The organism is Duganella sp. P38, from assembly GCF_050859475.1.
Taxonomy (GTDB): domain Bacteria; phylum Pseudomonadota; class Gammaproteobacteria; order Burkholderiales; family Burkholderiaceae_D; genus Rugamonas.
In genome coordinates, this window is sequence record NZ_CP193936.1 from 3,306,952 (window position 1) to 3,326,794 (window position 19,843).

Here is a 19,843-nt window from a genome sequence, read left to right on the forward strand (position 1 = left end):
TGGACGCACACAACGGAGGCCACCATGAGCGAGCGCGAGAACCTGTTGATGCGTCTGCAAGACCTGTCGCAATTTTTCAATGGCGACAGCCTCGATGACAACCTCAGCCGCCAGACCGAGCTGACCGCCCGCCTGGTCGGCGCGGAAACCTGCTCGGTGATGTTGCTCAACGGCGAGCCGGGCCAGGACCTGCGGCTGACCGTCTGCGCCCATTACGGCCCGCTGGCGGACGCCGCGCGCAGCGCCTCGGTGGGTCCAGGCGAAGGCATCGCCGGCCGCGTGCTCGACAGCGGCCGCTCGCTGCTGGTCGAAGACATCGCCCTATCGAGCTATGCGCCGCTGGCGCGCCGCGCCGGCAGCGCCGGCCGCAGCCTGATGATCGCGCCGATCAGCATCGACGGCCGCATCATCGGCATGCTGTGCGCCAGCGCGGCGATCGGCAAGCCGGCCTTCAGCGCCGCCGACCTGCACATGCTCGATGTCATCGCCCTGTTTGTCGGCAAGTCGATCCAGGTGGTGCAATTGCAGCGCATTATCGAATCGCGCTTCCTGCAACTGGCGCTATTGCAGGACGCCAAGGCGCACAGCGACAACCTGGCCAGCGCCTACCGCCAGCCCGACCAGATGGCGCGCCTGCTGGCCAAATCGCTGTACCGCGAAATGGCCAAGGCCGGGTTCGACTCGGCGCAGATCATCGGCGCCGCCACCGAAATCATCGACCAGCTCAACCACAACCTGCAACGCCACAGCGAACGCGCGGCGCGCCACGCGGCCGTGAAACGGCGCAACGCCCCGCACACGGCGTGTGCGGGGCGTTGCGGTTGCAGCGGGAAAATCAGGCTTTGCTGTTGCGGCGACGGGCCAGCACCACGCCCATCAGGCCCAGGCCCATCAGGGCCAGCGTGCCTGGTTCAGGCACCGGCGTCACGTCCAGTTTCAGCTGGCCGCCATTGACCACCAGGAAGTTGCCCGGTGGCGCGTTCGGCGCTACGCCGCCCAGCGCGGTCAGCAGGTTAGGGTCGACCGTGCACGATGGGCCGGGGCAGTTGTTGGACAAGTCTTGCGACGCGTTGGTGGTGACGAAGCCCAGCGTGGCGCCGACGTTCAGTGGATCGCCGTTGCTATCGAACCAGGTGTTGGCCAGGAAGTAGGTCGAGCGGAAGAACAGCGACAGGTCGCCGTTGGCCGCTGGCGTGCCGTCCGGGTTGACGTTGCCGCCGCCGCCAGCGATCTGCTGGAAGGTGGCCAGCAGCGTGCCGTCGGTGGCGCCGTAGCGGTTGGCCGCGGTGGTGCCATAGGTCACGGTCGGGTTGTAGTACACCTCCAGAACGCCGGTGTCGGTAAACGTGAAGTTACCGGTGTTCAGGTTGCCGCTACCGGTCGCGTCGCGGTAGTTCAGCGTCAGCTGACCGCCGCCCAGCAGCAGCGCACCGCCGACGTTCTTTTGCAGAATGTTGAACACGCCGGTGTCGGTGAACGTGAAGTTGCCGGTGTTGGTATCGACCGTGTTGACGATCGAGCTGGCGCCGTTGAACGAGAGGTTGTTGATGTTCAGGTTCAGTGGCGCCGCGCCCGGCAGGTCCAGCTGCCAGTTGAACAGCTGATCGGCGTACGCTGCTGGCGCGAACGTCACGGCAGCGGCGACTGCCAGGCCGGCGGCGTAGGAAGAAAGCTTGTTGGTAATCGATTTCAATTTAACCCCCTTGTTAGCAATTGGATTTCTGGTACTACGCTGCTCTATAAGCAGTAAGCGTGCCAGTTTGATAAGTCATTGATTTGACGGAAGTTCCTCAAAATGGTTTGTGCTGGATCAAAGAAAGTGTAAAGTTTTTCGACACCTGTTTGATCCGGCTCAACGCTTCAACGCATCAGGTCCTGCAAATCCTTGCGGATCGAGCGCGACTTGGACGCCGCGCCATAACCCAGCCGCCCCATGTACACGGCACGCTCGATCTCGCCGCCGAGCACCGCGCCCAGCTCGCGCGACAGCGCCTCGGCCTCGGCCGCGACCGCGCTGTCGTTGGTGAAGCGCACGCCGTCGCGCAGGTAGGCGCTGAAGATCAGCGGCGTCAGTTCGGGCTGCATCGCCAGGCCGAGGCTGGTCAGGGTCAGCCACAGGCGCTGCACGGCGCGGCCGGCGTCGACATAGTCATCGATGCCTTGCGGCGGCCGGGGCGCGCGCAGCACGTAGTGGGCGGCGCAGGCCAGCCCCGGCAGCAGGTCCATCTGCAGCCGCGGCGCCCACGTGCCCAGCAGCGCGTTCATCTTGCGCATGCGTTCCCAGCTGTGCATGCCCCAGCGCATCAGCTTGACCGTCATCGCGTCCACGCCCAGCGCGCCGGCCGGCACCTTGTCCTTGCTGCGGACGTTGTCCCAGTCGATGATGTCGCGGTGCACGGTGAACGCCTCCGGCATCGTCAGGCGCACGCGGGCGTTGCGGTACATCAGCCGCGCGGCGCCCGCGCGCGCCGGACCTTCCAGCCATTGCAGCGTGTAACCGGGACCGACCGCCGTCTCCAGCGCCCGCTTGTGTTCGGGCGTCAGCGCCTGGCGGCTCAACGGCCGCCGCTGCACCGAGCGCTTTTCGATGACGTCGATCAGCGGGCTGCGCACCAGCGCCGGATCGGCCTCGAAGCGCACCTCGAACACCGGCGCCTGCTCGCTGCCGGCGCGCGTCACCTGCGGCCGCAGCTGATGGGCGGTGGCGGCGATGGCCATGGTTTCCAGCAGCGCGCCGTAGGACACCTGGCTGGCGTGGCCGCGCAGGTCGTACACCACGTGGTCGCGCGTGTCGCGGCAATGGATGGCCACGTCCAGCGGGCCGCGCCGCTCGAAGCTCCACGGCTGCGTGTTGTCGCCGCTGGGCGCCCAGCGCGCCAGCGACAAAATCTCGGTCAGCGGATCGGTGCTCATGATTTGTTGTATGCCTTGCTGTACATTTTTACCCCCATCGATATGGCCAGGCGGTGCAGCGGGTGCCTGTTGCCGCCGGGCCGCCAGGTGTGCACCAGCTGGTTGCGGTAGGCGTCGAAATGCAGGCCGTGCGGCGCCGCCAGCACCTTGCCGCGCCCGAGGAAGATCTTCAGCGCCGCCGTGGCTGCCATGCCAGCGCACAGATTGATCGCCATGATGGTCGACGGCCCGCGCCGCTCGGCCAGGTTGATGGCCGACGGCACCACCAGGTAGCCGCGGTGCAGCCCGGCCGGCGCCAGCCCGACCATGAAGCGCACCGCCTTTTCCAGCTCGGAGCGCTGGCCCCACTGGAAATACTCTTCAAAGCTCATCTGGCCCGGCAGGAAGCTCAGCGTGGCGGCGCCGATGCCCAGCGGCGCCGCCGTGGTCGAGGGGATGCCGCGCCGTTCGCAGGCGTCGAAGGTCTGCTGGCGGGCGTCGAAGGCGAAGAAGTCGAGGCTGTCCACATACAGGTCGACGCCTTGCAGGAAGCGGTCCATATTGCCCGGATGGACGCCGTCGGCGAATACTTCGACCTCGGCCTCGGGATTGATGTCGCGCACCATGCGCGCCATGACCTCGACCTTGGGCTGGTCCAGCGTGCTCATGGTGGCGCCCACCTGGCGGTTGAAGTTGACCACGTCGAAGGTGTCGAAATCGGCCAGGTGGAACTTGCCGACGCCGAGCCGCGCCAACGTGGTGGCGTGGATGCCGCCGACGCCGCCGGCGCCGGCGATCGCCACGCGCTTGCGGCGCAGCAGCGCCTGCTCCTCCGGCGTCACCCAGCCGATGTTGCGGGAGAACGCCTGTTCATAGGAAAAGCGTGATGCCATATCACCCCTGTCGAGATTGCTCCGGTACACGCGGTCGGCCTCTTTCAGGCGGCCGATGATGCCCTCCTCCTCGCGCGGCGAGAAGAACAACGGATACAGCGAACGCTCGTTCTCGGCCGGCGGCTTGCCGGCCTTGAGCTGGATCTGCTCTTTCATGTAGGCCAGGCTGACCCAGAGCAGGTGCGCCGGCGCGTCGACGCGCGGATTGTGCTTGGGTTCGCCCAGCTGCTTGAAGCCCAGCATGTTCTGGTAAAACCGCCGGTGGCGCGGGTTGACCTCGATGAACATGTCGGTGCAGCCATGCACGTCATTGGCGATATTGATGGTGAAATGGATCAGCCCCGCCATCACGCTCTGCGACTGGATGTGCGAGGCGAAGGCAAACTTGGTGAATTCGCAGACGCGGGCGCCGCGCGCGCGGAAGGCATCGACCTCGTCCTTGAACAATTCGTCGGCCAGGATGCCGTGCTGCGGCGAATCGAGGCCGACGGTCAGCGTGCCGCACACCTCGCCCTGATGGGTGGCGATCAGCGTCACCCGGTTCGGGTCTTCCTTGAGCCGGTGGTTGCCGCTGTAGCCGCGCCACGAATACATCTTTTCGATCAGCACGCTGGCGCCGTTGCGGCCCTGCGCCGTGTCGGCCATGCGCAGGCCGAACTTTTTCTCGTCTACGACGACCTGCGCCAGGTCGCCGTCGTCGTCGTCGCCACTGCCTATCCTGTCGCGTGGCTCAAGGCTGTTCGGCTCGCTACCCATGTCTCGCCTCCTGTTCCGGACCTTTACCGGTTGTGCTTGTTTTTATGCCGTGCCAGGAGCGCCATCGAGTTTCTTGCGCAAATCCAACGCCTGCTGGCGCTGCGCGAACGGCAGCTTGCTCGACAGTGCCTGGTCCAGCTCCTTGCGCGCCTGCCCCCGGTCGCCGGCCTGGAACAGGCCATAAGCGAGGTGATACCGGTACGATGGCGCGTCGGGGGACTGCGTCACCGCTTGCTTCAACAGCTGCACGCCGCGCTCATGCTTGCCTTCCTGGAGCAGTATCCAGCCCAGGGTGTCGAGCACGGCGGGATTGCGGCCGTCCAACTGCAGCGCCTGCTCCGCAGTAGCGCGCGCCTGCGGATCTTGTTGCTGCTGGTATGCGTAAGCCAGGTTGTTGAGCGCGGCCACGTCGCGCGGCTGCTGCGCCAGCACCACGCGCAGCTGGCGCACGGCGGCGCCGTATTCTTTATAAAACAGCGCCGACTCGGCCAGGTAATGGGCCGCCTCGACATCGGCCGGCCGGCCCTGCAGCCAGCGCGCCATGCGCTCGTCGGCGGTGGCGCGCCGGCCGGCCTGGCTGAGCAGGATGTGCTGGCGTATCATCAGCCGCGTGGTCGGTTGCAGCGCAAACGCGCGCTCGTAGGCGGCCAGCGCCGGCTGCGGCTGGGTCGCGCTCAGCAGGTCGCCTTCCATCGAGTAGCCGGCGGCCGCGTTGTCGGGCTGGCGCTGCAGCTGGCGCGCCACGGCCAGCGCCTTGTCGAGCTTGTTCTGCCGCATGTACAGCGTCGACAATTGCAGCTGGGCCGGCACATAGGTCGGCATCAGCGCCACGGCTTTTTCAGGCTGTCCTCGGCGGCCGATTCGTTCCTGGTGGCCAGGTAGGCACTGGCCAGGCGGGCGTGGGCCAGCGGATTGCGCGGCGCCAGGCCGGTCAGCTTGCTGTAGCTTTCCAGCGCGGCCGGCGCGTCGCCGCCGGCCAGCTGCGCCTGGGCCAGCACGTCCAGTATTTCCTCGTTGGCCGGCTGCGCTGCATGTGCCTTGCGCAACAGCGTCAGGGCCTCGGCCTGCTGGCCGTTGGCCAGCAACTCGCGCCCCAGCGCCACCGTCGTGGCCGGCGCGTCGGGCTGAACGGCGGCGGCCTTGCGCGCCCATTGCAGCGCCTGGTCGCCGGCGCCGCGCGCGCGCGCCAGGTCGGCCAGCAGCGTCAGCGGCGCCACCTGCTTGGGCTGGGCGGCGGCGAAGTCGCTGAGGCGGCGCTGGGCCGCGTCGAGCTTGCCGGCCTGCGCGTCCATCCGCGCCAGCGCGGCCACCGCCGGGAAGTAATCGGCTTGCAGCGACAGCGCTTTCTCGTAGCTGGCGCGGGCCTGGGCGTCGTTCTGCTTGCCCTGGTAGGCGCCGCCGCGCAGCAGTTGCAGCACCGGGTCCTTGGGCGTGGCCTGCTCCAGCTGTTCCAGCGCGGCCAGCGCCTTGTCGTAATGCCTGGTTTGCAGCAAACTCGTGGCCAGCGCCAGGCGCGCCGCCGTGTCGGCTTTTTCCATCCGGGCGGCGGCGTCCATGTCGGCCAGCGCGGCGGCCTCCTGGCCCTGGCTCATGCGGCTCATGCCGAGCGCCGTGCGCAGCGCCGGCGAGTTCGGATTGGCGGCGGCCGCGCGCGCGAACACGGCGGAGGCGGCGTCGAACTGGCCGGAGGCGACATAGGCTTTGCCGGCCAGCGTCAGCGCCTCGATGTCGTGGTCGTCCTTCAAAAGCGGCGCCAGCCGGGCCAGCGCCTGCTCGCCCTGCCCTTGTCGCAGCAGCGCGGTGGCCAGCAGCTTGCGGGCGTAGCGGTTGTCGGGCGCGTCTTCCAGATAGCGCTCCAGGTCCTGTTGCGCCTGCGGCAACGCGCCCAGCGCCAGTTGCACCGCGCCCGACAGCAGCACCGACGGCATATGCTGTGGCGATTTGCTGAGCACTGTTTGCAGCCCTTCGAGCGCCTGCTTGTGGCGGCCGCTGTTGTAGTCGACGATGGCCTGGGCGTACAGCACGGCCAGGCTGCCGGGCGCGATTTTGGCGGCTTGCCTGACCTCCGCCTGGGCGCCGGCCTGGTCGCCCTTGACGCCCAGCAGGTAGCTGCGGACGATGTGCGGCTGCAACTTACCGGGGTCGAGCGCGCTGATGCGCGCATACGCGGCCAGCGCCTGGTCCTGCTCGCGCATCGCGTAAGCCAGGTCGGCCTTGAACTGCCAGGCGGCGGTGCTGTTCGGATGGCGCTGCACCAGCCGCTCGGCAACGCCGCGCGCGCCCTCGGCGTCGCCGCCGCGCATGGCCAGTTGGCCCAGTCCGGTGAGCGCTTCGATCTGTTCCGGGTCGCTTTGCAACGCCTTTTCAAAGCCTGGCGCGCCGGGTCGACGCGGCCAAGGCCAAGCAAGGCGCTGCCGCGCATGCTGAGCAATTCCGCCGTGGCCGCGCTTTCCGTCACCTCCACCACTTCCTTGAACTTGTTTTGCAACAGCAGCGCGCGCACCAGCACCGGCTGGGCTTGCTTGCTGTCGGCGCCCAGTTCGATGGCTTTGCGGATTTCCTTTTCGGCCGACGGGCCGTCGAAGCCGCGGTTATGCAGCTGCGCCAGCAACTGGCGCGCGGCCGGCAGCGATGGCTGTTGCTGCAACGCGCTCTTGACCTGGATGACGGCGGTTTTGTCGTCGCCCTGCTGATAGGCGCTCTGCGCTTTTTGCAGCAATACCTCGGGCTTTTCAGCGCTGCCGCAGGCCGCCACGGTGGCCACCGACAAGGCGCCGACGGATCGAAGGATGAGCTTGCCAACAACGCTAGACATGGACTGCACCTCTCAGAAATGGTCCCACCAGAATATCAGAAATTATCATTTTTTAATTCATTAAGGATAACTATTTTCTTGGCATGCACCGTTGCAACACCAAGCCCGCCGTGAGGGGCAGCGCGTATAAAAACGTCTGGGGATCGAGCCGCCACTGACGCCCCAGAAGACCCGGCGCCCAGCTGCGCCTGTGCAACAATCGATGCAGCAAATCAGCAACAAAACCCTGCCGAAGTTGCCTTACGGCCAGGCGATTCGCGCGCAGTTGCGGCGCCGACAGCGGAAACAGCCGCGGCAGCGATTTTTTGTATTTCATCTCATGGTGCAGCCGTAACAGCGAGGTTTCACTGCCCCAGCCCGAGCCGGCAAACACGTTCACGCCTTCGCCGTACGTGCATTCGACCTGCGCCGAGAAGACGATGCGGCCGGTGTGCCGCGTCAGCTCCAGCCAGAACAGATAGTCCTCGCCCGCGTACACGAATTCCTCGCGGAAGCGCAGCGCCGGCGCCGTGGCGTGGCGGTACACCACGGTCGAGGTGCCGATGATGTTGCCGCTCAGGATTTGGTCGAACATATCGCCTTCGTAGCGGTGCAATCCGGCGCCGCCGGTCAGCGGGGCGTGGCGCGCCACGTCGATGCGGCCGGCGCGCCGGAAGGCGCTGACGCTCTGGTGCAGCTGGTAATGGTCGGCGAAATAGAAGTCGCCGTCCTGCGCCAGCGCGGCCACCGCGCGCTCCAGGTGTTCCGGTATCCAGGCGTCGTCGGAGTCGAGGAAGGCGACGAAGTCGGTGCCGGGCGGAATCGCGTTCAGCGCCGCGTTGCGCGCCGCCGCCGGGCCGCCGTTGGCCTGTTCCAGCAGCGCGATGCGGTCCGGGTATTGCCCGATCAGCTCCGCCAGCTCATCGCGCGCCGGCACCGGCGAGGCGTCGTCCACCACGATGATGGTGCTGCGCTGGGTCCCGCGCTGCGCCAGCGCCGACGCCACCGCCTTGCGCAAAATGCCGGCGCGGCGCTGATAGTAGGGGATGACCACCGCCACCGTGGGCGTCGCCGGCGTCGCTTGATTCATGTGCTCTTCCTCTTCGGCGTGGCGGCCGGCAGGCGCAAGACGCGGCGCAGCATGTGCGTCAGGTCGGCCCACAGCGGGCCGGGATCGCGCCAGTCGTGCACGTAGTAGCGGGTGCCGGGGCGCACAAAGTCGATCAGGTAGGCGGCCAGCTCGCCGGCGCGTCCCGGCCGCCGCAGCACGCGCAGCAGGCGGCGCGTCTCGGGGATCATGAAACGGCAACGCAGGCCGGCGCGGTAGCTGGTTTGCGCCACCGGCCGGCCCAGCCCGTGCAACTGGTAGGCCAGCCATGGAAACGCCGCGCCCGCATGGCAGGCCAGCGGCAGGCTGCCCCAGAAGCGGCCGTTGACTTCCATCAGCGCCGATTGGCCGGTGGCTGGATCGTGCCGGTACTCGACCATCGCCACGCCGTCCCATTGTAGCGCCTGCAACAGCGCCACGGAGCGGCGCATCAGCTCCTCATGCTGGCCGAGCGGCAGCGACAGGCAAACGGTCGAGACGCCGCCTTCCGGCGGCCATTCGTGCAGGCGCCGGTGCTGGAAAAGATAATGCGGCTGGCCGTCCCGCATCAGGATGAACTGGCCGAGGCCGTAGCCGGCGCAGTACTCCTGCACCAGCGGATAGCGGCCGACCGCTTCGAACGGCCGCAAATAGGCCAGCAGCGCTGCCGCATCGGCGCCATACCATACCTTGTCCAGCGCCAGTCCCGCCTGGCGCAGCAGCGGCGCCACGCCGTTCGGATCGGCCCATTTCAGCACCACCGGATAGCGCAGCCGGCCTGCTTGCTGCGCCACATCGTCGATCGACGCCGGTTGCAGCGTGCGCGGCACGTACACGCCGACGCGGCTGGCCACCTCGTAGGTGGCGCCCTTGTCCAGCACGCGCGCCATCGCTTCCGGCGGCGCGAACAGCAGGCGGTAGCCGTGCAGTTGCCCGCGCTCGGCGTTCAAGGCGCTGATGTCGCTTTCCGAGATGGCGAACAGGCAGGCTTCGCCGATTTCCTCGCGCAACTGGCGCAACTGCGCCAGCAGGCCGGCCACGCCGCCGCCCGCGCGCAGCAGACCACGCCGCAAATAGCGCGACCGCAGGCCGATCGCATCGTCGCTGCGGGCGATGCCGTAGACCGGCACGCCGCGCCGGCCAAGGTCGCGGATGATGGCCAGCCCGATCGGCGTATCGATGCCCAGCACCACCGCCGGCAGCAGCGTCTCAGCCATGATCCCTCCCCGCCGGCGCCAGTCCGCGCGGCGCCCAGCCGCTGGCGGTCCAGCGCAGCAGCGCGGCCCGCACCACGGCGCGCCAATAATGGCGGCGCCCTTCCGTCACGCTGCCGATCGCCACGATGCTGGCCAGCGTCGCCGCCATGGTGGCCAGATAAAACCATGGCTGGCGCGGGTCGCCATTGAACAGCGCGGCGTAGAACTGCAACAGCGGCTGGTGCAGCAGGTAGGCGCTGAAGGTGTAGCCGGCCAGCAGGCGGATCGCCGGCCCGGCCCACAGCAGCGGCTTGCCGACATACGGCGCGATGGCGCGCATGCCGACGAAATTGCAGGCGACGATCAAGGCCAGCAGATAGTCGGTGAGGAAAAACTTGGAAAACGCCATCTTGTGATGCAGCGCGGGCCCGATCAGCTGGCGCAGCCAGTCGCTGCCGGTTTCGGTCAGTCCGTATGCGTGGAACAAGCCGTACGCCGGCAGCGAGCCGAGAAACAGCAGCGCGCCGGCCGCCGGCCCGGTCTGCTGCAGGCGGCGCCAGCGTTGCAGCAGCACGCCCAGCGCCCACACCGGCGCCAGCAGCATGATCTTGGGACCGAGCAGCAAGGCCACGGCGCCCGCCCAGTACCAGCGCGCGCGGCCACGCACAAAGGCGAGGATGGCGAACAGCGCGTAGTACCAGAACTCGTAGCAGAGCGACCAGTACGGCACATTCGAAAACGACATGATCGACGCCAGCCACACCTCGTTGAGGAAGGTCAGGCTGGTGGCGATGCGCAGCGCCGCCCAGCCGTGGGTGGTGGCGCCGTCGTAGAACTGCGGCGCCATCGCCTGTCCGGCCAGGTCCAGCAGCGGCGTCAGCAACACGGTCGGTATGGCCAGCGCATAAAAGCGCGAGAGCCGGCTAGCCCAGTATTCCAGCGGCGTGTTCTCGCGCTGCTGCGCGATGTGGGCGATGACGTAGCCGGACAGCACGAAGAACACCATCACCGCCGCGTGGCCGTGCTGGCTGAACGGCAGCTTGTCGGCGGTCAGCAGGCGCAGATTGGAGTGGTACAGGATCACCGCGCCGGCCGCCAGCACCCGCACCAGGTCCAGGTAAAGCGAAAATTCGCGTCTCATCGCCCTGCTCCGGCCGTGCGCCGCGACACTTGCGGCAGCGCCCGGTGCAAGGCGCGCACGGCGTCGCGCACGCGGCTGAAACACTGGTCGAAATAGGCGTCGCTCAAGGTGAAAGGATCGTGCAGGTGCGGCATCGGCGGCGCGCACCACAGGCCCAGCAGCGCCACTTCGACATCGTCGCGCGCGCCGAGCCGGCGGCGCAACTCGCGCGCCTGGCGCACTTCCATCACCAGCAACAGGTCGCCCGGGCGGACCTCGAAATCGCTCAGGTCGGTGGCGCGATGGGCCGCCATATCATAGCCATGGCGGCTGGCGGCACGCAGCGCGCTGTCGGGCGAGCCGGCGCCGGTGCTGGTCGACAGGCCCAGCGACGCCACCTCCATCTCCAGCCGCGCCGCCACCTGGTGGGCGAACGCGCTGCGGCAGATATTGCCGAGACAGACGAACACCACGCGCCGCACCCGGTGCGGATGGCGCAGCTGGAACGGCCGCAGCCGGCCGCTGGCCAGTTCCAGCCGCGCCAGCAGGCTGCGCACGCCGCCGCGCCAGGTGCCGTGGCGGCGGTCGACCCAGTCGGCCAGCGGCTTGAGCGGACGCCAGCTCATGCCGCCGCCCCCTGCGCCGCGCGGCGCGCCAGCCGCCACTCGCCGTAGCGGTCGTACAGCAGCTGGGTGGCGATGCGGCCGGCGCTTTGCCACGCCTGCCCGCGCAGCAGCGGATTGGCCGCCGAGGCGGCGCTCAGCGGCTGCGCCGCGGCCTGCGCCATGCCGCAGCCTTGGTATTGCTGGCGGTGCGCGCCCAGGTAGTCGCACAGGCCGCGCAGCCGGCGCTGGTTGACCGCGTGCGGCCGCAGCAGGCCGAAATCGTCGCCGCGGCTTTGCACATATTCAAACGGATGGGTCAGCAACACCACCTGCTCCAGCCCGGCGGCATGGGCGCGCTCCAGCAGCGTGATCGTCTCGGCCAGGCTGGTGCCGGAAATGGTCAGCGTCTTCAGGTGCGGGCGCCACAGGCGCCAGTCGCTGAAGGTCAGCACCGGGCATTCGAGCACGCCCTGGCGCAGATGGCGGCCGGCGTACAGCCGGTACTCGGGCAGGCCGCTGTCGTAAATCGCCAGGCCGACGTTGGAGGCGTACGGGATGCCGGCCTCGGCCAGCGCGGCGTACAGCGCGTCATCGTGTTGCAGGCTGCCGCTGCGGAATACCTGCGGCCGCGGCAGGCCCCAGTCGGCAAACGTCTCCAGCCCCTGGCGCAGCAAGGCGCGGGTGGAGGCGGGATCGCGGCCGGCGAAGTCGTCCTGGCGCGGCTGCCGCCGCACGCGCTCGGCCCAGTCGGGATGCTGGAACAGCGACCAGCACGGATGCTGGTGCAGCTGCACCTCGTGGCCGGCGCCGGCCACGCGCCGCGCCAGCGCGCCCATCGGGTCGGCGGCGCCGAAATAATAGCGTTGCAGGGTCTCGACGAAGAAGGTCGCCTGCAGGTCGTGACGGCCGAAGCAGTCGAGCATGAAGTCGAGCCCCTGCGAGCGGCCGTCGACGTCGCAGCGGACCATGGCCTCGCCCACCGGTCGGCGCGCCGGATCGGCAAAGGCGCCGCCAATGCTGAACTCGGTATCGATGGTGATGCACACGCGCATGGTCAGTCCTGGTGCTGTTGAAACCACTGTTCCAGCATCATCAGCACCCACACCATGGTGCCGTGGTAGCCGGCGTGCTCCTGCACATGGCGGCCCAGCAGCGCGTCGATGAAGTCGCCGCGCACCACGCCGCGCTTGCGCAGCGATTGCAGGCTGTCGCCGGCCAGCGCGCGCAGCCCCGGATGCTGTTGCAGCCAGACGCCGAACGGCAGGCCGAAGCCGTGCTTTTGCTTGTGGATGATCTCCTGCGGCAGGAAATCGTTGAGCGCCTGCTTGAAGAAGTAGCGCAGTTGCTGGCCGTTGAGCTTGTCGCGCGGCCGCAGCCGCGCCGAGAACGCCACCATGGCCTCGTCGAGAAACGGAAAGCGCACCTCGACGCCGGCCAGCGCGCAGGCGCGGCTGACCTTGGGCAGGTCGTTGTCGGCCAGCGTGATCTTCAGGTCCAGCGCCAGCATGCGGTTGATCAGGCTGGCGGCGTCGCTCTGGTCGTAGCTGTCGCGCAGGCTTTGCAGCGGGACGCTGGTGTCGGCGGCGGCCAGGAATTCCGGCGCGAACAGGTTTTCCGGCCCGTAGCGGTGCAGCAGGTTATAGGTTTCCAGCCGCGCCGGCATCGGCACGGACGCTTGCTCGACGTAGCTGCGCGCCTTGCGCAGCAACGCCACGCGGCCGGCGCCCGGCAGCCGCAAGGTCGGCTCCAGCACACCTTTGCGCAGCAGCGCCGGCACCTGCTGGTACAGGCCGAACAGTTGCTGGCGCGCGTAGCGCTCGTTGCCGCCGAATAGCTCGTCGCCGCCGTCGCCGCCGATCATGCAATCGATGCCGTCGGCGGCCGCCATGCGCGCGCAGTAATAGGTTGGCACCGCCGAGGCGTTGCCGAACGGCTGGTCGAACACGCGGGCGATGCGCGGAATGGCGTCCACCACATCGTCGGCCGTCACGTAGTACTCGTGGTGCGCGGTGCCGAAGTGCCTGGCGGCGATGCGGGCGTATTCCATCTCGTCGTAGCCGTCGGCCGCGAAGCCGATCGAGTAGGTCGGCGCCGGTCGCCCCAGCGTGTCGCACAGCACGCCGGCCAGCGTCGAGCTGTCGGTGCCGCCGCTGAGGAAAGCGCCGACATTGTGGCCGTCGGCGGCGCGGCCTACGCTGTCGCTCAACACCTGGCGAAAGCCGGACTTGAGCGTGTCGAACGGCGTTTCCTGGCTTTCCTCGAACTGCATGCGCCAGTAGCGCGCCAGTTCCACCCGGCCCTGGCGGTAATGCAGCAGGCTGCCCGGCAGCAGGCGCTGCTGATGGCGATAAGCGCTCAGCGGCGCCGGGATCATGTGGAAGAACACATAGTTGTACAAGCCCTGCGGGTCGATCTCGGCCGGCGCGCGCGGATGGCGCCGCAGCGCTTCGGCCGAGCTGGCGAACACCAGCGTCTCGCCGCTGTGCTGGTACAGCAGCGGATGCGTGCCGAGATGGTCGGTGGCCAGCAGCGCCTCGCCGCTAGCCTCGTCGATGACGCACAGCGCGAACGAACCGCTCAAGGCAGCGCACAGCGCCCGCGCGCCGGACTGGCGCCACAGCGCGGCCCAGGCCGGCCCCGGCGCGCCGGCGGCGCCGTTGACGTCGCGCAAACGCGCCTTGCCCCAGACGAGGATGGTCAGTCCGGCGCTTTCATGCAGCGTGGCGCCGCTGGCCGCGGCCGCGCTGGCGCGCCCGGCCCATACCTGCGGCGCGGCCGTGGCGCCATGCCCGGCCAGCGGCGCCGCCATGGCCTGGGCCAGCGCGTGGTTGCCACCGGCGTCGGCGTGACCTATCCATCCGCATACACCGCTCATGGCTGCTCCTTGCGTTCGCGTTCGCCCACCAGCACTTCCAGCGCGGCGGGATGGCCGAGAAAGGCCGTGGGACTGGCGCTCAAACCGTAAGCGCCCGATTGCAGCACCGCCACCAGGTCGCCGGGGCCGGCCTGCGCCAGTTCCATGCGCTCGGCCAGCAGGTCCAGCGGCGTGCACAGCGGCCCCACCACGCTGACTGTCTCGCGGGCGTCGCCGCGCACGCGGTTGCCGATCACCACCGGATAATTCTTGCGCAGCACCTGGCCGAAGTTGCCCGAGGCGGCCAGATGGTGGTGCAGGCCGCCATCGGTGACCAGATAGGTTTCGCCGCGCGACGCCTTGCGCTCGACCACCCGCGCCACGTAGACGCCGGCCTCGCCGACCAGATAGCGGCCCAGCTCGATGACGATGCGCGCCTGCGGCAGTTGCCGCTGCACGTCCGGCAGCAGCGCGGCCAGCGCGGCGCCGACGGCCGCGACGTCGAGCCGCTGCTCGCCGGGGAAATATGGAATGCCGAAGCCGCCGCCGATGTTAAGCAGGCGCAGCGGTCCGGGCGCGCGTCCGGCCAGCCGCAGCGCCAGCGCCAGCGTCTGCTGGTGGGCTTCCTGCAAGGCTGCCGCGCGCAGGTTTTGCGAACCGCTGAAAATATGGAAGCCTTGCCAGTCCAGCCCCAGCGCCGGCAGGCGCGCCAGCAGCGCCGGCACGCGCTCGGCGTCGATGCCGAACGGCCGCGCGCCGCCGCCCATGCGCATGCCGGACGATTTCAGCTCGAAGTCCGGATTCACGCGCAGCGCCACCTTGGGCCGCACGCCCAGCGCGCGGCCGGCCGCCGCCAGGCGTTCCAGTTCGTTTTCCGACTCGGCGTTGACGATGATGCCGGCGGCGGCCGCGCAGGCCAGTTCGGCGTCGGTCTTGCCGGGACCGGCAAAGCTGATGTCGTCCGGCGCCATGCCGCTGTCGAGAGCCAGCCGCAGTTCGCCGCCGGACGCGACGTCGAGGCCGTCCACCAGCCCGGCCAGATGCTGCACCACGGCCGGCATCGGATTGGCCTTGAGCGCGTAATGCAGTTGCACCGACGGCGGCAGCAGGCGCCGCAGCTCCGCCACGCGCGCGCTGATGGCGCCGCGGTCGTAGGCATAGAACGGTGTGCGGCCGACCCGCGCCGCCAGCAGCGGCAGCGGCACGCCGCCGACCACCAGTTGATCGTTCTCGACCGGGAACTGCAGCAGTTCCGCATGCTGGGCCGGGCCGCTCATGGCGCCTCCGTGGCAAAGGCGGCGGCATGGCGCTGCGCCAGCAGCTTGCGGTCGATCTTGCCGTTGGGATTGCGCGGCAGGCTGTCGCCGGCCATCACCACCAGCTGCGGCAGCATATAGGCCGGCAGCTGCGGCTTGCAGGCGGCCAGCAGGGCGTCGCCGTCCAGCGTGCTGCCGGGCCGGGCCTGCACCACCACCACAATGGCTTGCCCCAGTGCCGGATGGGGCACGCCGAGCGCGGCCGCTTCGGCCACGTCCTCCAGCGCGTACAGCACCGCCTCCACCTCGGCCGGGCTGACGCGGTAGCCGGAGGTCTTGATCATCTCGTCGTTGCGGCCAATGTAGTACAGGAAGCCGTCCTCGTCGCGGCGCACGGTGTCGCCGGACCAGACCGCCATCTCGGCCAGCGGCAGGCCGCCGGCGGCGCGCCACGGACGGAAGCGCTCGGCCGTGCGGGCCGGATCGTTCCAGTAGCCGAGCGACACCAGCGCGCCACGGTGCACCAGTTCGCCCGGTTCATTGGCGTCGCATTCGCTGCCGTCCGGCCGCAGCACCAGCACCTCGGCGTTGGGGATGGCCTTGCCCATCGAATCGGGCCGGCGTTCCAGCTCGGCTGGCGGCAGGTAGGTCGAGCGGAAGGCCTCGGTCAGGCCGTACATCAGGAACGGCTGCGCGTTCGGCAGCTTGGCGCGCAGCTGGTCCAGCGTGGCGCGCTGCAGGTGGCCGCCGGAATTGGTCAGATAGCGCAGCGTGCAGTCGGCCGGCCAGTCGAGCGCGGCCAGCTGTATCCACAGCGGCGGCACGCCGGCCAGGCCGGTGATGCGCTCGGCCTGCACCGCGCGCACCACGTCGCGCGCCAGCAGATGGTTGATCAGCACCACGCAGGCGCCGCGCAGGAAGGCGGTGGTCAGCTGGCTGAGGCCATAATCGAAACTCAGCGGCAGCAAGGCAAGCAGGCGGTCGCCCGCGTGATTTTCCAGATAGCTGGCGACGCTGTGGGCGCCAGCCACCATGTTACGGTGCGACAGCACCACGCCCTTGGGCTGGCCGGTGCTGCCCGAGGTGTACAGGATGGCGGCCACGTCGGTGTCGATCGCCCGCCTGTCTTGCGGCGCCGGCGCGGCGTCCAGCGCCGTGTCCCAGTCGAGCACGGCCGCCTGCGGCAGCTGCGCGGGATCGGCGCCAGCGCGCACCGCCAGCACCGTATGCAAGGCCGGGCAGCCCGCCAGGCTGGGCGCCAGCAGGCGCAGCCGTTCAGCGCTGGTGACCAGCACCCGCACCTCGCAATCGCGCAGGATGTAGGCCACCTGTTCCGGCTTGAGCAGCGGATTGACCGGCACGAACACCGCGCCGGCGGCCGCCGCGCCGAACAGCGCGCCGACCTGCTCCAGGTTTTTTTCCATGTAGACGGCGACCTGTTCGCCGCGCGCGACACCGCGCGCTTGCAGCAGGCCGGCGGCGCGACCGACATAGCGGGCCAGCGCGGCGTAATCGAGGCGGCGGGCGCCGTCCACCAGGGCTTCGGCCCCGGGAGTGGCGACAGCCGATGCGGACAGCAGGTCATGCACCAGATAGCTCATAGCAGCCCTTGCAAGCGTGGACACGCCGCACCGCCAACAGTGCGTGTGTTGCCGGCCGTGCCGACACCTTATCATTTAATCATGCAATTATTATGAAAACAACATAATTTGTGCGAGTGCGTTGCAAAATGTACATTTGCCCCGGCAACGGCGTTATACTCGCTGAAAAGTATCTAATTGGTAACTTTGTTGTCATATTGCTTCAGCCTTGAAGCCGATGGGAGCGTGACTGGCATGCTGAACCTGGAACACAACATCGCGCTGGCGCCGCCGCCCGCCGCCGGCACGGCGCCGGCGTTCCCGCCGCCGCCCATCCCGTTGGCGCCCGTGTTGTCGGCGGCCTCGTTCCGGCACCTCGGACTGCCGGCCGTGCGCGCGATCACCGACGCCGGCCCGGCGCGGCTGGTCACCAGCGGCCGCGTCGCCATCGCGCTTGCCCTGCGCGAAATGGGCGTCGGCGCCGGCGATCAGGTGCTGGTGCCGGCTTACCACTGCGGCTCCATGATCGAGCCGGTGATCTGGGCCGGGGCCACGCCGGTGTTCTACCGCGTCCATGCCGACACCTCGGTGGATCTGGACGACCTCGGCGCCAAACTGGGGCCGCGGGTCAAAGTGCTAATGGCCACCAACTACTTCGGCTTCCCGCAACCGCTGGACCGCCTGCGCGCATTTTGCGACCGCCACGGCCTGCTGCTGCTGGAAGATTGCGCCCACTCCTTCCTCGGCGAGTACCGCGGCCGCCCGCTGGGGGCTGGGGCGACTACGCGATCGCCAGCAGCATGAAGTTTTTCCCGATTTATGAAGGCGGCTGCCTGGTGTCTTCGCGGCTGGGCCGCGCTGCCGTGCCGCTGCGTTCGGCCGGTGCCGGCTTCGAGGCCAAGGCCGCCATCAACGCGCTGGAAGACAGTTGCGCGCATGCCCGGCTCGGCCTGCTGCGGGCGCTGCTGGCGCCGCCGATGGCGCTGAAGAGCTGGTTGTGGTCGCGCATCAAGGCGCGCAATCCGGCGCGCGCGCAGCCGATGGCGCCAGGCTCGTCCGACGGTGGCTTCAGCTTCGATCCGGCCTGGCTGGACAAGCGCTGTTCGCTGTTCTCACGGCTGATGGTGCGGCTGGTGTCGCGCCGCCGCATGGGCGCGCTGCGCCGCCGCCATTACCTGCGGCTGCTGCAGGAACTGGCCGGCCTGCCGGGCTGCCGCCCACTGCACGCGCAATTGCCGGACGGCGTTTATCCATGGGTGTTCCCGCTGTGGGTGGAGCAGCCGCAGCAGGCTTTTGTCGCGCTCAAGCAGGCGGCCGTGCCGGTGCTGCGCTTCGGCGAGTACCTGTGGCCCGGCGTCAACGCCGAGCTGTGCCCGAACAGCGTGGCCTTGTCGCGCCACGTGCTGCAATTCCCCTGCCATCAGGAGCTGACGCCGGACGAGCTGGGCTGGATGATAGGCCGCATCCGCGCGGTGCTGGGCGGAGGTGCGCCATGAGCTGGTCGCTGATCCCGGCCGCGCGCTATGGCGAGCACGCCGAAGACTGGGCCGCGCTGAACGTCGCCGGCCCTGCCGCCGCCCTGCTCGCGCCGGAATTCGTGCAGCCGCTGCTGACCGAATTCGGCAACGGCAGCGAACAACTGGCGCTGTGGCGCCAGCCCGACGGCCGCATCGGCGTGATGACGCTGCTTACCGCGCGCAAGCCGGGCGTTTGGGAAACCTTCCAGCCGTCGCAGGCGCCGGTGACGCTGTGGCTGGAGCGCGACGGCGCGGTGGCGCCGGACGGCCTGCCCGAACTGTTGCAAGCGCTGATGCGCGCCCTGCCCGGCAAGCCGCTGCTGCTGGGCGTGACGCAGCGCGATCCCGCCGTGCATCCGCAGCCGCTGGCGCACGCGCGGCTGGAAATCACGCCGTATATCGACACGGCGCGCATTTCGCTGACCGGCAGCTTCGCCGAATTCTGGGAGAAGCGCGGCAAGAACCTGCGCACCAATATGAAAAAGCAGCGCAACAAGCTGCAAAAGGAAGAGATCACGCCGCGCATGGAGGTGAGCCGCCTGCCGCAGCAGATGGCGGCGGCGGTCGACGACTTCGGCCGGCTGGAAAGCGCCGGCTGGAAGGCCGGCGAAGGCACGGCCATCCATGCCGGCAACGCCCAGGGCCGCTTCTACCGCAGCATGCTGGAGAACATGGCGCGCCAGGGTAAGGCGCGCGTCTACCGCTACTGGTTCGACCAGCGGCTGGTGGCCATGAATATCTGCGTCGAGGGCGACGACAGCCTGGTCATCCTGAAAACCACGTACGACGAGTCGCTGGGGGGCCAGTACACGCCGGCCTTCCTGCTGCTGGAGGAAATCTGCCAGCAACTGTACGCCGAGCGCCGCTTGCGCGGCCTGGAATTCTACGGCAAGGTGATGGAGTGGCATACCCGCTGGAGCGACGACATCCGCACCCTGTATCACATCAACAGCTACCGCTGGTCCGGCCTGCGCCGTCTGCACCAGCTGTGGCAGCAGCGCCGGCGTGTTGCCGCCGCGCCTCAACCGGAGTAAGCAAGCATGCACCTGGAATCCGTCAAAAACCTGCTGGCCGAGATCCTGGCCCTGAGTCCCGCCGCCGCCGGCGCCTTGCAGCGCGATTCCGCGCTGCTGGGCAGCATCCCCGAGCTGGACTCGATGGCCGTGCTGCAATTGATGGCCGCCATGGAAGAGCGCTACGGCTTCGCCATCGACGACGACGATATCGGCGCCAGCACCTTTGCCACCGTCGGCACGCTGAGCGATTTCGTCAGCGCCAAACTGGCCGCGTGAC

Annotated in this window: 19 protein-coding genes; 6 read left to right on the top strand and 13 right to left on the bottom strand. The window is 68.7% G+C overall.

Going from position 1 to position 19,843, the window contains the following annotated elements; all coding sequences use genetic code 11:
* Positions 1-24: 24 nt before the first annotated feature.
* The gene (locus ACRQ5J_RS15375) at positions 25-954 is read left to right on the top strand and encodes a GAF domain-containing protein (RefSeq protein WP_432377756.1); all 930 of its coding nucleotides are present in this window, start codon (positions 25-27) and stop codon (positions 952-954) included.
* Here the strand turns inward: ACRQ5J_RS15375 and pepA are convergent.
* The 5 genes from pepA to prsT all read right to left on the bottom strand — a co-directional run bounded on the left by pepA (position 836) and on the right by prsT (position 6,898).
* The gene (pepA, locus tag ACRQ5J_RS15380) at positions 836-1,693 is read right to left on the bottom strand and encodes a flocculation-associated PEP-CTERM protein PepA (protein ID WP_432377757.1); all 858 of its coding nucleotides are present in this window, start codon (positions 1,691-1,693) and stop codon (positions 836-838) included. The genes ACRQ5J_RS15375 and pepA overlap by 119 nt on opposite strands.
* 167 nt (positions 1,694-1,860) lie before the next feature.
* Positions 1,861-2,913 (bottom strand): molybdopterin biosynthesis protein MoeY, encoded by a 1,053-nt coding sequence (locus ACRQ5J_RS15385; protein WP_432377758.1) that lies wholly within the window; start codon positions 2,911-2,913, stop codon positions 1,861-1,863.
* Positions 2,910-4,541, bottom strand: coding sequence for an N-acyl amino acid synthase FeeM domain-containing protein (locus tag ACRQ5J_RS15390; protein WP_432377759.1), 1,632 nt, complete (start codon positions 4,539-4,541; stop codon positions 2,910-2,912). Before ACRQ5J_RS15390 ends, ACRQ5J_RS15385 begins: the two co-directional genes overlap by 4 nt.
* Before the next feature lie 42 nt (positions 4,542-4,583).
* Entirely contained in the window at positions 4,584-5,363 is a 780-nt protein-coding gene (locus ACRQ5J_RS15395) for a tetratricopeptide repeat protein (protein ID WP_432383661.1), read from the bottom strand.
* Positions 5,363-6,898: an XrtA/PEP-CTERM system TPR-repeat protein PrsT gene (gene prsT, locus ACRQ5J_RS15400; RefSeq protein ID WP_432377760.1), complete on the bottom strand. Its 1,536-nt coding sequence runs from the start codon at positions 6,896-6,898 to the stop codon at positions 5,363-5,365. The genes ACRQ5J_RS15395 and prsT overlap by 1 nt, the downstream gene beginning before the upstream one ends.
* Before the next feature lie 125 nt (positions 6,899-7,023).
* Between prsT and ACRQ5J_RS15405 the strand changes: the two genes are divergently transcribed.
* On the top strand, positions 7,024-7,470 hold the full coding sequence (locus ACRQ5J_RS15405) for a hypothetical protein (RefSeq protein WP_432377761.1): 447 nt from the start codon (positions 7,024-7,026) through the stop codon (positions 7,468-7,470).
* Here the strand turns inward: ACRQ5J_RS15405 and ACRQ5J_RS15410 are convergent.
* From ACRQ5J_RS15410 to ACRQ5J_RS15445, 8 genes are read right to left on the bottom strand one after another with little or no spacing between them, the layout of a single operon-like run.
* On the bottom strand, positions 7,427-8,425 hold the full coding sequence (locus ACRQ5J_RS15410) for a glycosyltransferase family 2 protein (protein WP_432377762.1): 999 nt from the start codon (positions 8,423-8,425) through the stop codon (positions 7,427-7,429). The two genes, ACRQ5J_RS15405 and ACRQ5J_RS15410, sit on opposite strands and share 44 nt — an antisense overlap.
* Positions 8,422-9,639, bottom strand: a complete 1,218-nt coding sequence (locus ACRQ5J_RS15415) for an ATP-grasp domain-containing protein (protein ID WP_432377763.1) — start codon at positions 9,637-9,639, stop codon at positions 8,422-8,424. Before ACRQ5J_RS15415 ends, ACRQ5J_RS15410 begins: the two co-directional genes overlap by 4 nt.
* Entirely contained in the window at positions 9,632-10,759 is a 1,128-nt protein-coding gene (locus tag ACRQ5J_RS15420; RefSeq protein WP_432377764.1) for an acyltransferase family protein, read from the bottom strand. The genes ACRQ5J_RS15415 and ACRQ5J_RS15420 overlap by 8 nt, the downstream gene beginning before the upstream one ends.
* Positions 10,756-11,364, bottom strand: coding sequence for a hypothetical protein (locus tag ACRQ5J_RS15425; protein WP_432377765.1), 609 nt, complete (start codon positions 11,362-11,364; stop codon positions 10,756-10,758). The genes ACRQ5J_RS15420 and ACRQ5J_RS15425 overlap by 4 nt, the downstream gene beginning before the upstream one ends.
* Positions 11,361-12,395 (bottom strand): hypothetical protein, encoded by a 1,035-nt coding sequence (locus ACRQ5J_RS15430; protein ID WP_432377766.1) that lies wholly within the window; start codon positions 12,393-12,395, stop codon positions 11,361-11,363. The genes ACRQ5J_RS15425 and ACRQ5J_RS15430 overlap by 4 nt, the downstream gene beginning before the upstream one ends.
* 2 nt (positions 12,396-12,397) lie before the next feature.
* Positions 12,398-14,218 (bottom strand): asparagine synthetase B family protein, encoded by a 1,821-nt coding sequence (locus tag ACRQ5J_RS15435; RefSeq protein WP_432377767.1) that lies wholly within the window; start codon positions 14,216-14,218, stop codon positions 12,398-12,400.
* Positions 14,215-15,474, bottom strand: coding sequence for a pyridoxal-dependent decarboxylase, exosortase A system-associated (locus tag ACRQ5J_RS15440; protein ID WP_432377768.1), 1,260 nt, complete (start codon positions 15,472-15,474; stop codon positions 14,215-14,217). The genes ACRQ5J_RS15435 and ACRQ5J_RS15440 overlap by 4 nt, the downstream gene beginning before the upstream one ends.
* A complete protein-coding gene (locus tag ACRQ5J_RS15445) occupies positions 15,471-17,054 on the bottom strand; it encodes an acyl-CoA ligase (AMP-forming), exosortase A system-associated (RefSeq protein ID WP_432377769.1) in 1,584 nt (527 codons plus the stop codon). The genes ACRQ5J_RS15440 and ACRQ5J_RS15445 overlap by 4 nt, the downstream gene beginning before the upstream one ends.
* 234 nt (positions 17,055-17,288) lie before the next feature.
* On the opposite strand from ACRQ5J_RS15445, the gene ACRQ5J_RS15450 reads away from it, so the two are divergent.
* The 4 genes from ACRQ5J_RS15450 to ACRQ5J_RS15465 are packed head-to-tail and all read left to right on the top strand — an operon-like array spanning position 17,289 to position 19,842.
* On the top strand, positions 17,289-17,837 hold the full coding sequence (locus tag ACRQ5J_RS15450; protein ID WP_432383662.1) for an aminotransferase class I/II-fold pyridoxal phosphate-dependent enzyme: 549 nt from the start codon (positions 17,289-17,291) through the stop codon (positions 17,835-17,837).
* Positions 17,834-18,529, top strand: coding sequence for a hypothetical protein (locus ACRQ5J_RS15455; RefSeq protein ID WP_432377770.1), 696 nt, complete (start codon positions 17,834-17,836; stop codon positions 18,527-18,529). Before ACRQ5J_RS15450 ends, ACRQ5J_RS15455 begins: the two co-directional genes overlap by 4 nt.
* Positions 18,526-19,584 (top strand): GNAT family N-acetyltransferase, encoded by a 1,059-nt coding sequence (locus ACRQ5J_RS15460; protein ID WP_432377771.1) that lies wholly within the window; start codon positions 18,526-18,528, stop codon positions 19,582-19,584. The genes ACRQ5J_RS15455 and ACRQ5J_RS15460 overlap by 4 nt, the downstream gene beginning before the upstream one ends.
* Positions 19,585-19,590: 6 nt before the next feature.
* Positions 19,591-19,842: an acyl carrier protein gene (locus ACRQ5J_RS15465; RefSeq protein ID WP_432377772.1), complete on the top strand. Its 252-nt coding sequence runs from the start codon at positions 19,591-19,593 to the stop codon at positions 19,840-19,842.
* Position 19,843: the final 1 nt, after the last annotated feature.

Excerpts from the sequence above, each read along its gene's own strand:
- ACRQ5J_RS15375 (WP_432377756.1), top strand. The coding sequence starts at position 25 with ATGAGCGAGCGCGAGAACCTGTTGATGCGTCTGCAAGACCTGTCGCAA.
- ACRQ5J_RS15385 (WP_432377758.1), bottom strand. The coding sequence starts at position 2,913 with ATGAGCACCGATCCGCTGACCGAGATTTTGTCGCTGGCGCGCTGGGCG.
- ACRQ5J_RS15390 (WP_432377759.1), bottom strand. The coding sequence starts at position 4,541 with ATGGGTAGCGAGCCGAACAGCCTTGAGCCACGCGACAGGATAGGCAGT.
- ACRQ5J_RS15395 (WP_432383661.1), bottom strand. The coding sequence starts at position 5,363 with ATGCCGACCTATGTGCCGGCCCAGCTGCAATTGTCGACGCTGTACATG.
- ACRQ5J_RS15410 (WP_432377762.1), bottom strand. The coding sequence starts at position 8,425 with ATGAATCAAGCGACGCCGGCGACGCCCACGGTGGCGGTGGTCATCCCC.
- ACRQ5J_RS15415 (WP_432377763.1), bottom strand. The coding sequence starts at position 9,639 with ATGGCTGAGACGCTGCTGCCGGCGGTGGTGCTGGGCATCGATACGCCG.
- ACRQ5J_RS15420 (WP_432377764.1), bottom strand. The coding sequence starts at position 10,759 with ATGAGACGCGAATTTTCGCTTTACCTGGACCTGGTGCGGGTGCTGGCG.
- ACRQ5J_RS15425 (WP_432377765.1), bottom strand. The coding sequence starts at position 11,364 with ATGAGCTGGCGTCCGCTCAAGCCGCTGGCCGACTGGGTCGACCGCCGC.
- ACRQ5J_RS15430 (WP_432377766.1), bottom strand. The coding sequence starts at position 12,395 with ATGCGCGTGTGCATCACCATCGATACCGAGTTCAGCATTGGCGGCGCC.
- ACRQ5J_RS15435 (WP_432377767.1), bottom strand. The coding sequence starts at position 14,218 with ATGAGCGGTGTATGCGGATGGATAGGTCACGCCGACGCCGGTGGCAAC.
- ACRQ5J_RS15440 (WP_432377768.1), bottom strand. The coding sequence starts at position 15,474 with ATGAGCGGCCCGGCCCAGCATGCGGAACTGCTGCAGTTCCCGGTCGAG.
- ACRQ5J_RS15445 (WP_432377769.1), bottom strand. The coding sequence starts at position 17,054 with ATGAGCTATCTGGTGCATGACCTGCTGTCCGCATCGGCTGTCGCCACT.
- ACRQ5J_RS15450 (WP_432383662.1), top strand. The coding sequence starts at position 17,289 with ATGCTGAACCTGGAACACAACATCGCGCTGGCGCCGCCGCCCGCCGCC.
- ACRQ5J_RS15455 (WP_432377770.1), top strand. The coding sequence starts at position 17,834 with ATGAAGTTTTTCCCGATTTATGAAGGCGGCTGCCTGGTGTCTTCGCGG.
- ACRQ5J_RS15460 (WP_432377771.1), top strand. The coding sequence starts at position 18,526 with ATGAGCTGGTCGCTGATCCCGGCCGCGCGCTATGGCGAGCACGCCGAA.
- ACRQ5J_RS15465 (WP_432377772.1), top strand. The coding sequence starts at position 19,591 with ATGCACCTGGAATCCGTCAAAAACCTGCTGGCCGAGATCCTGGCCCTG.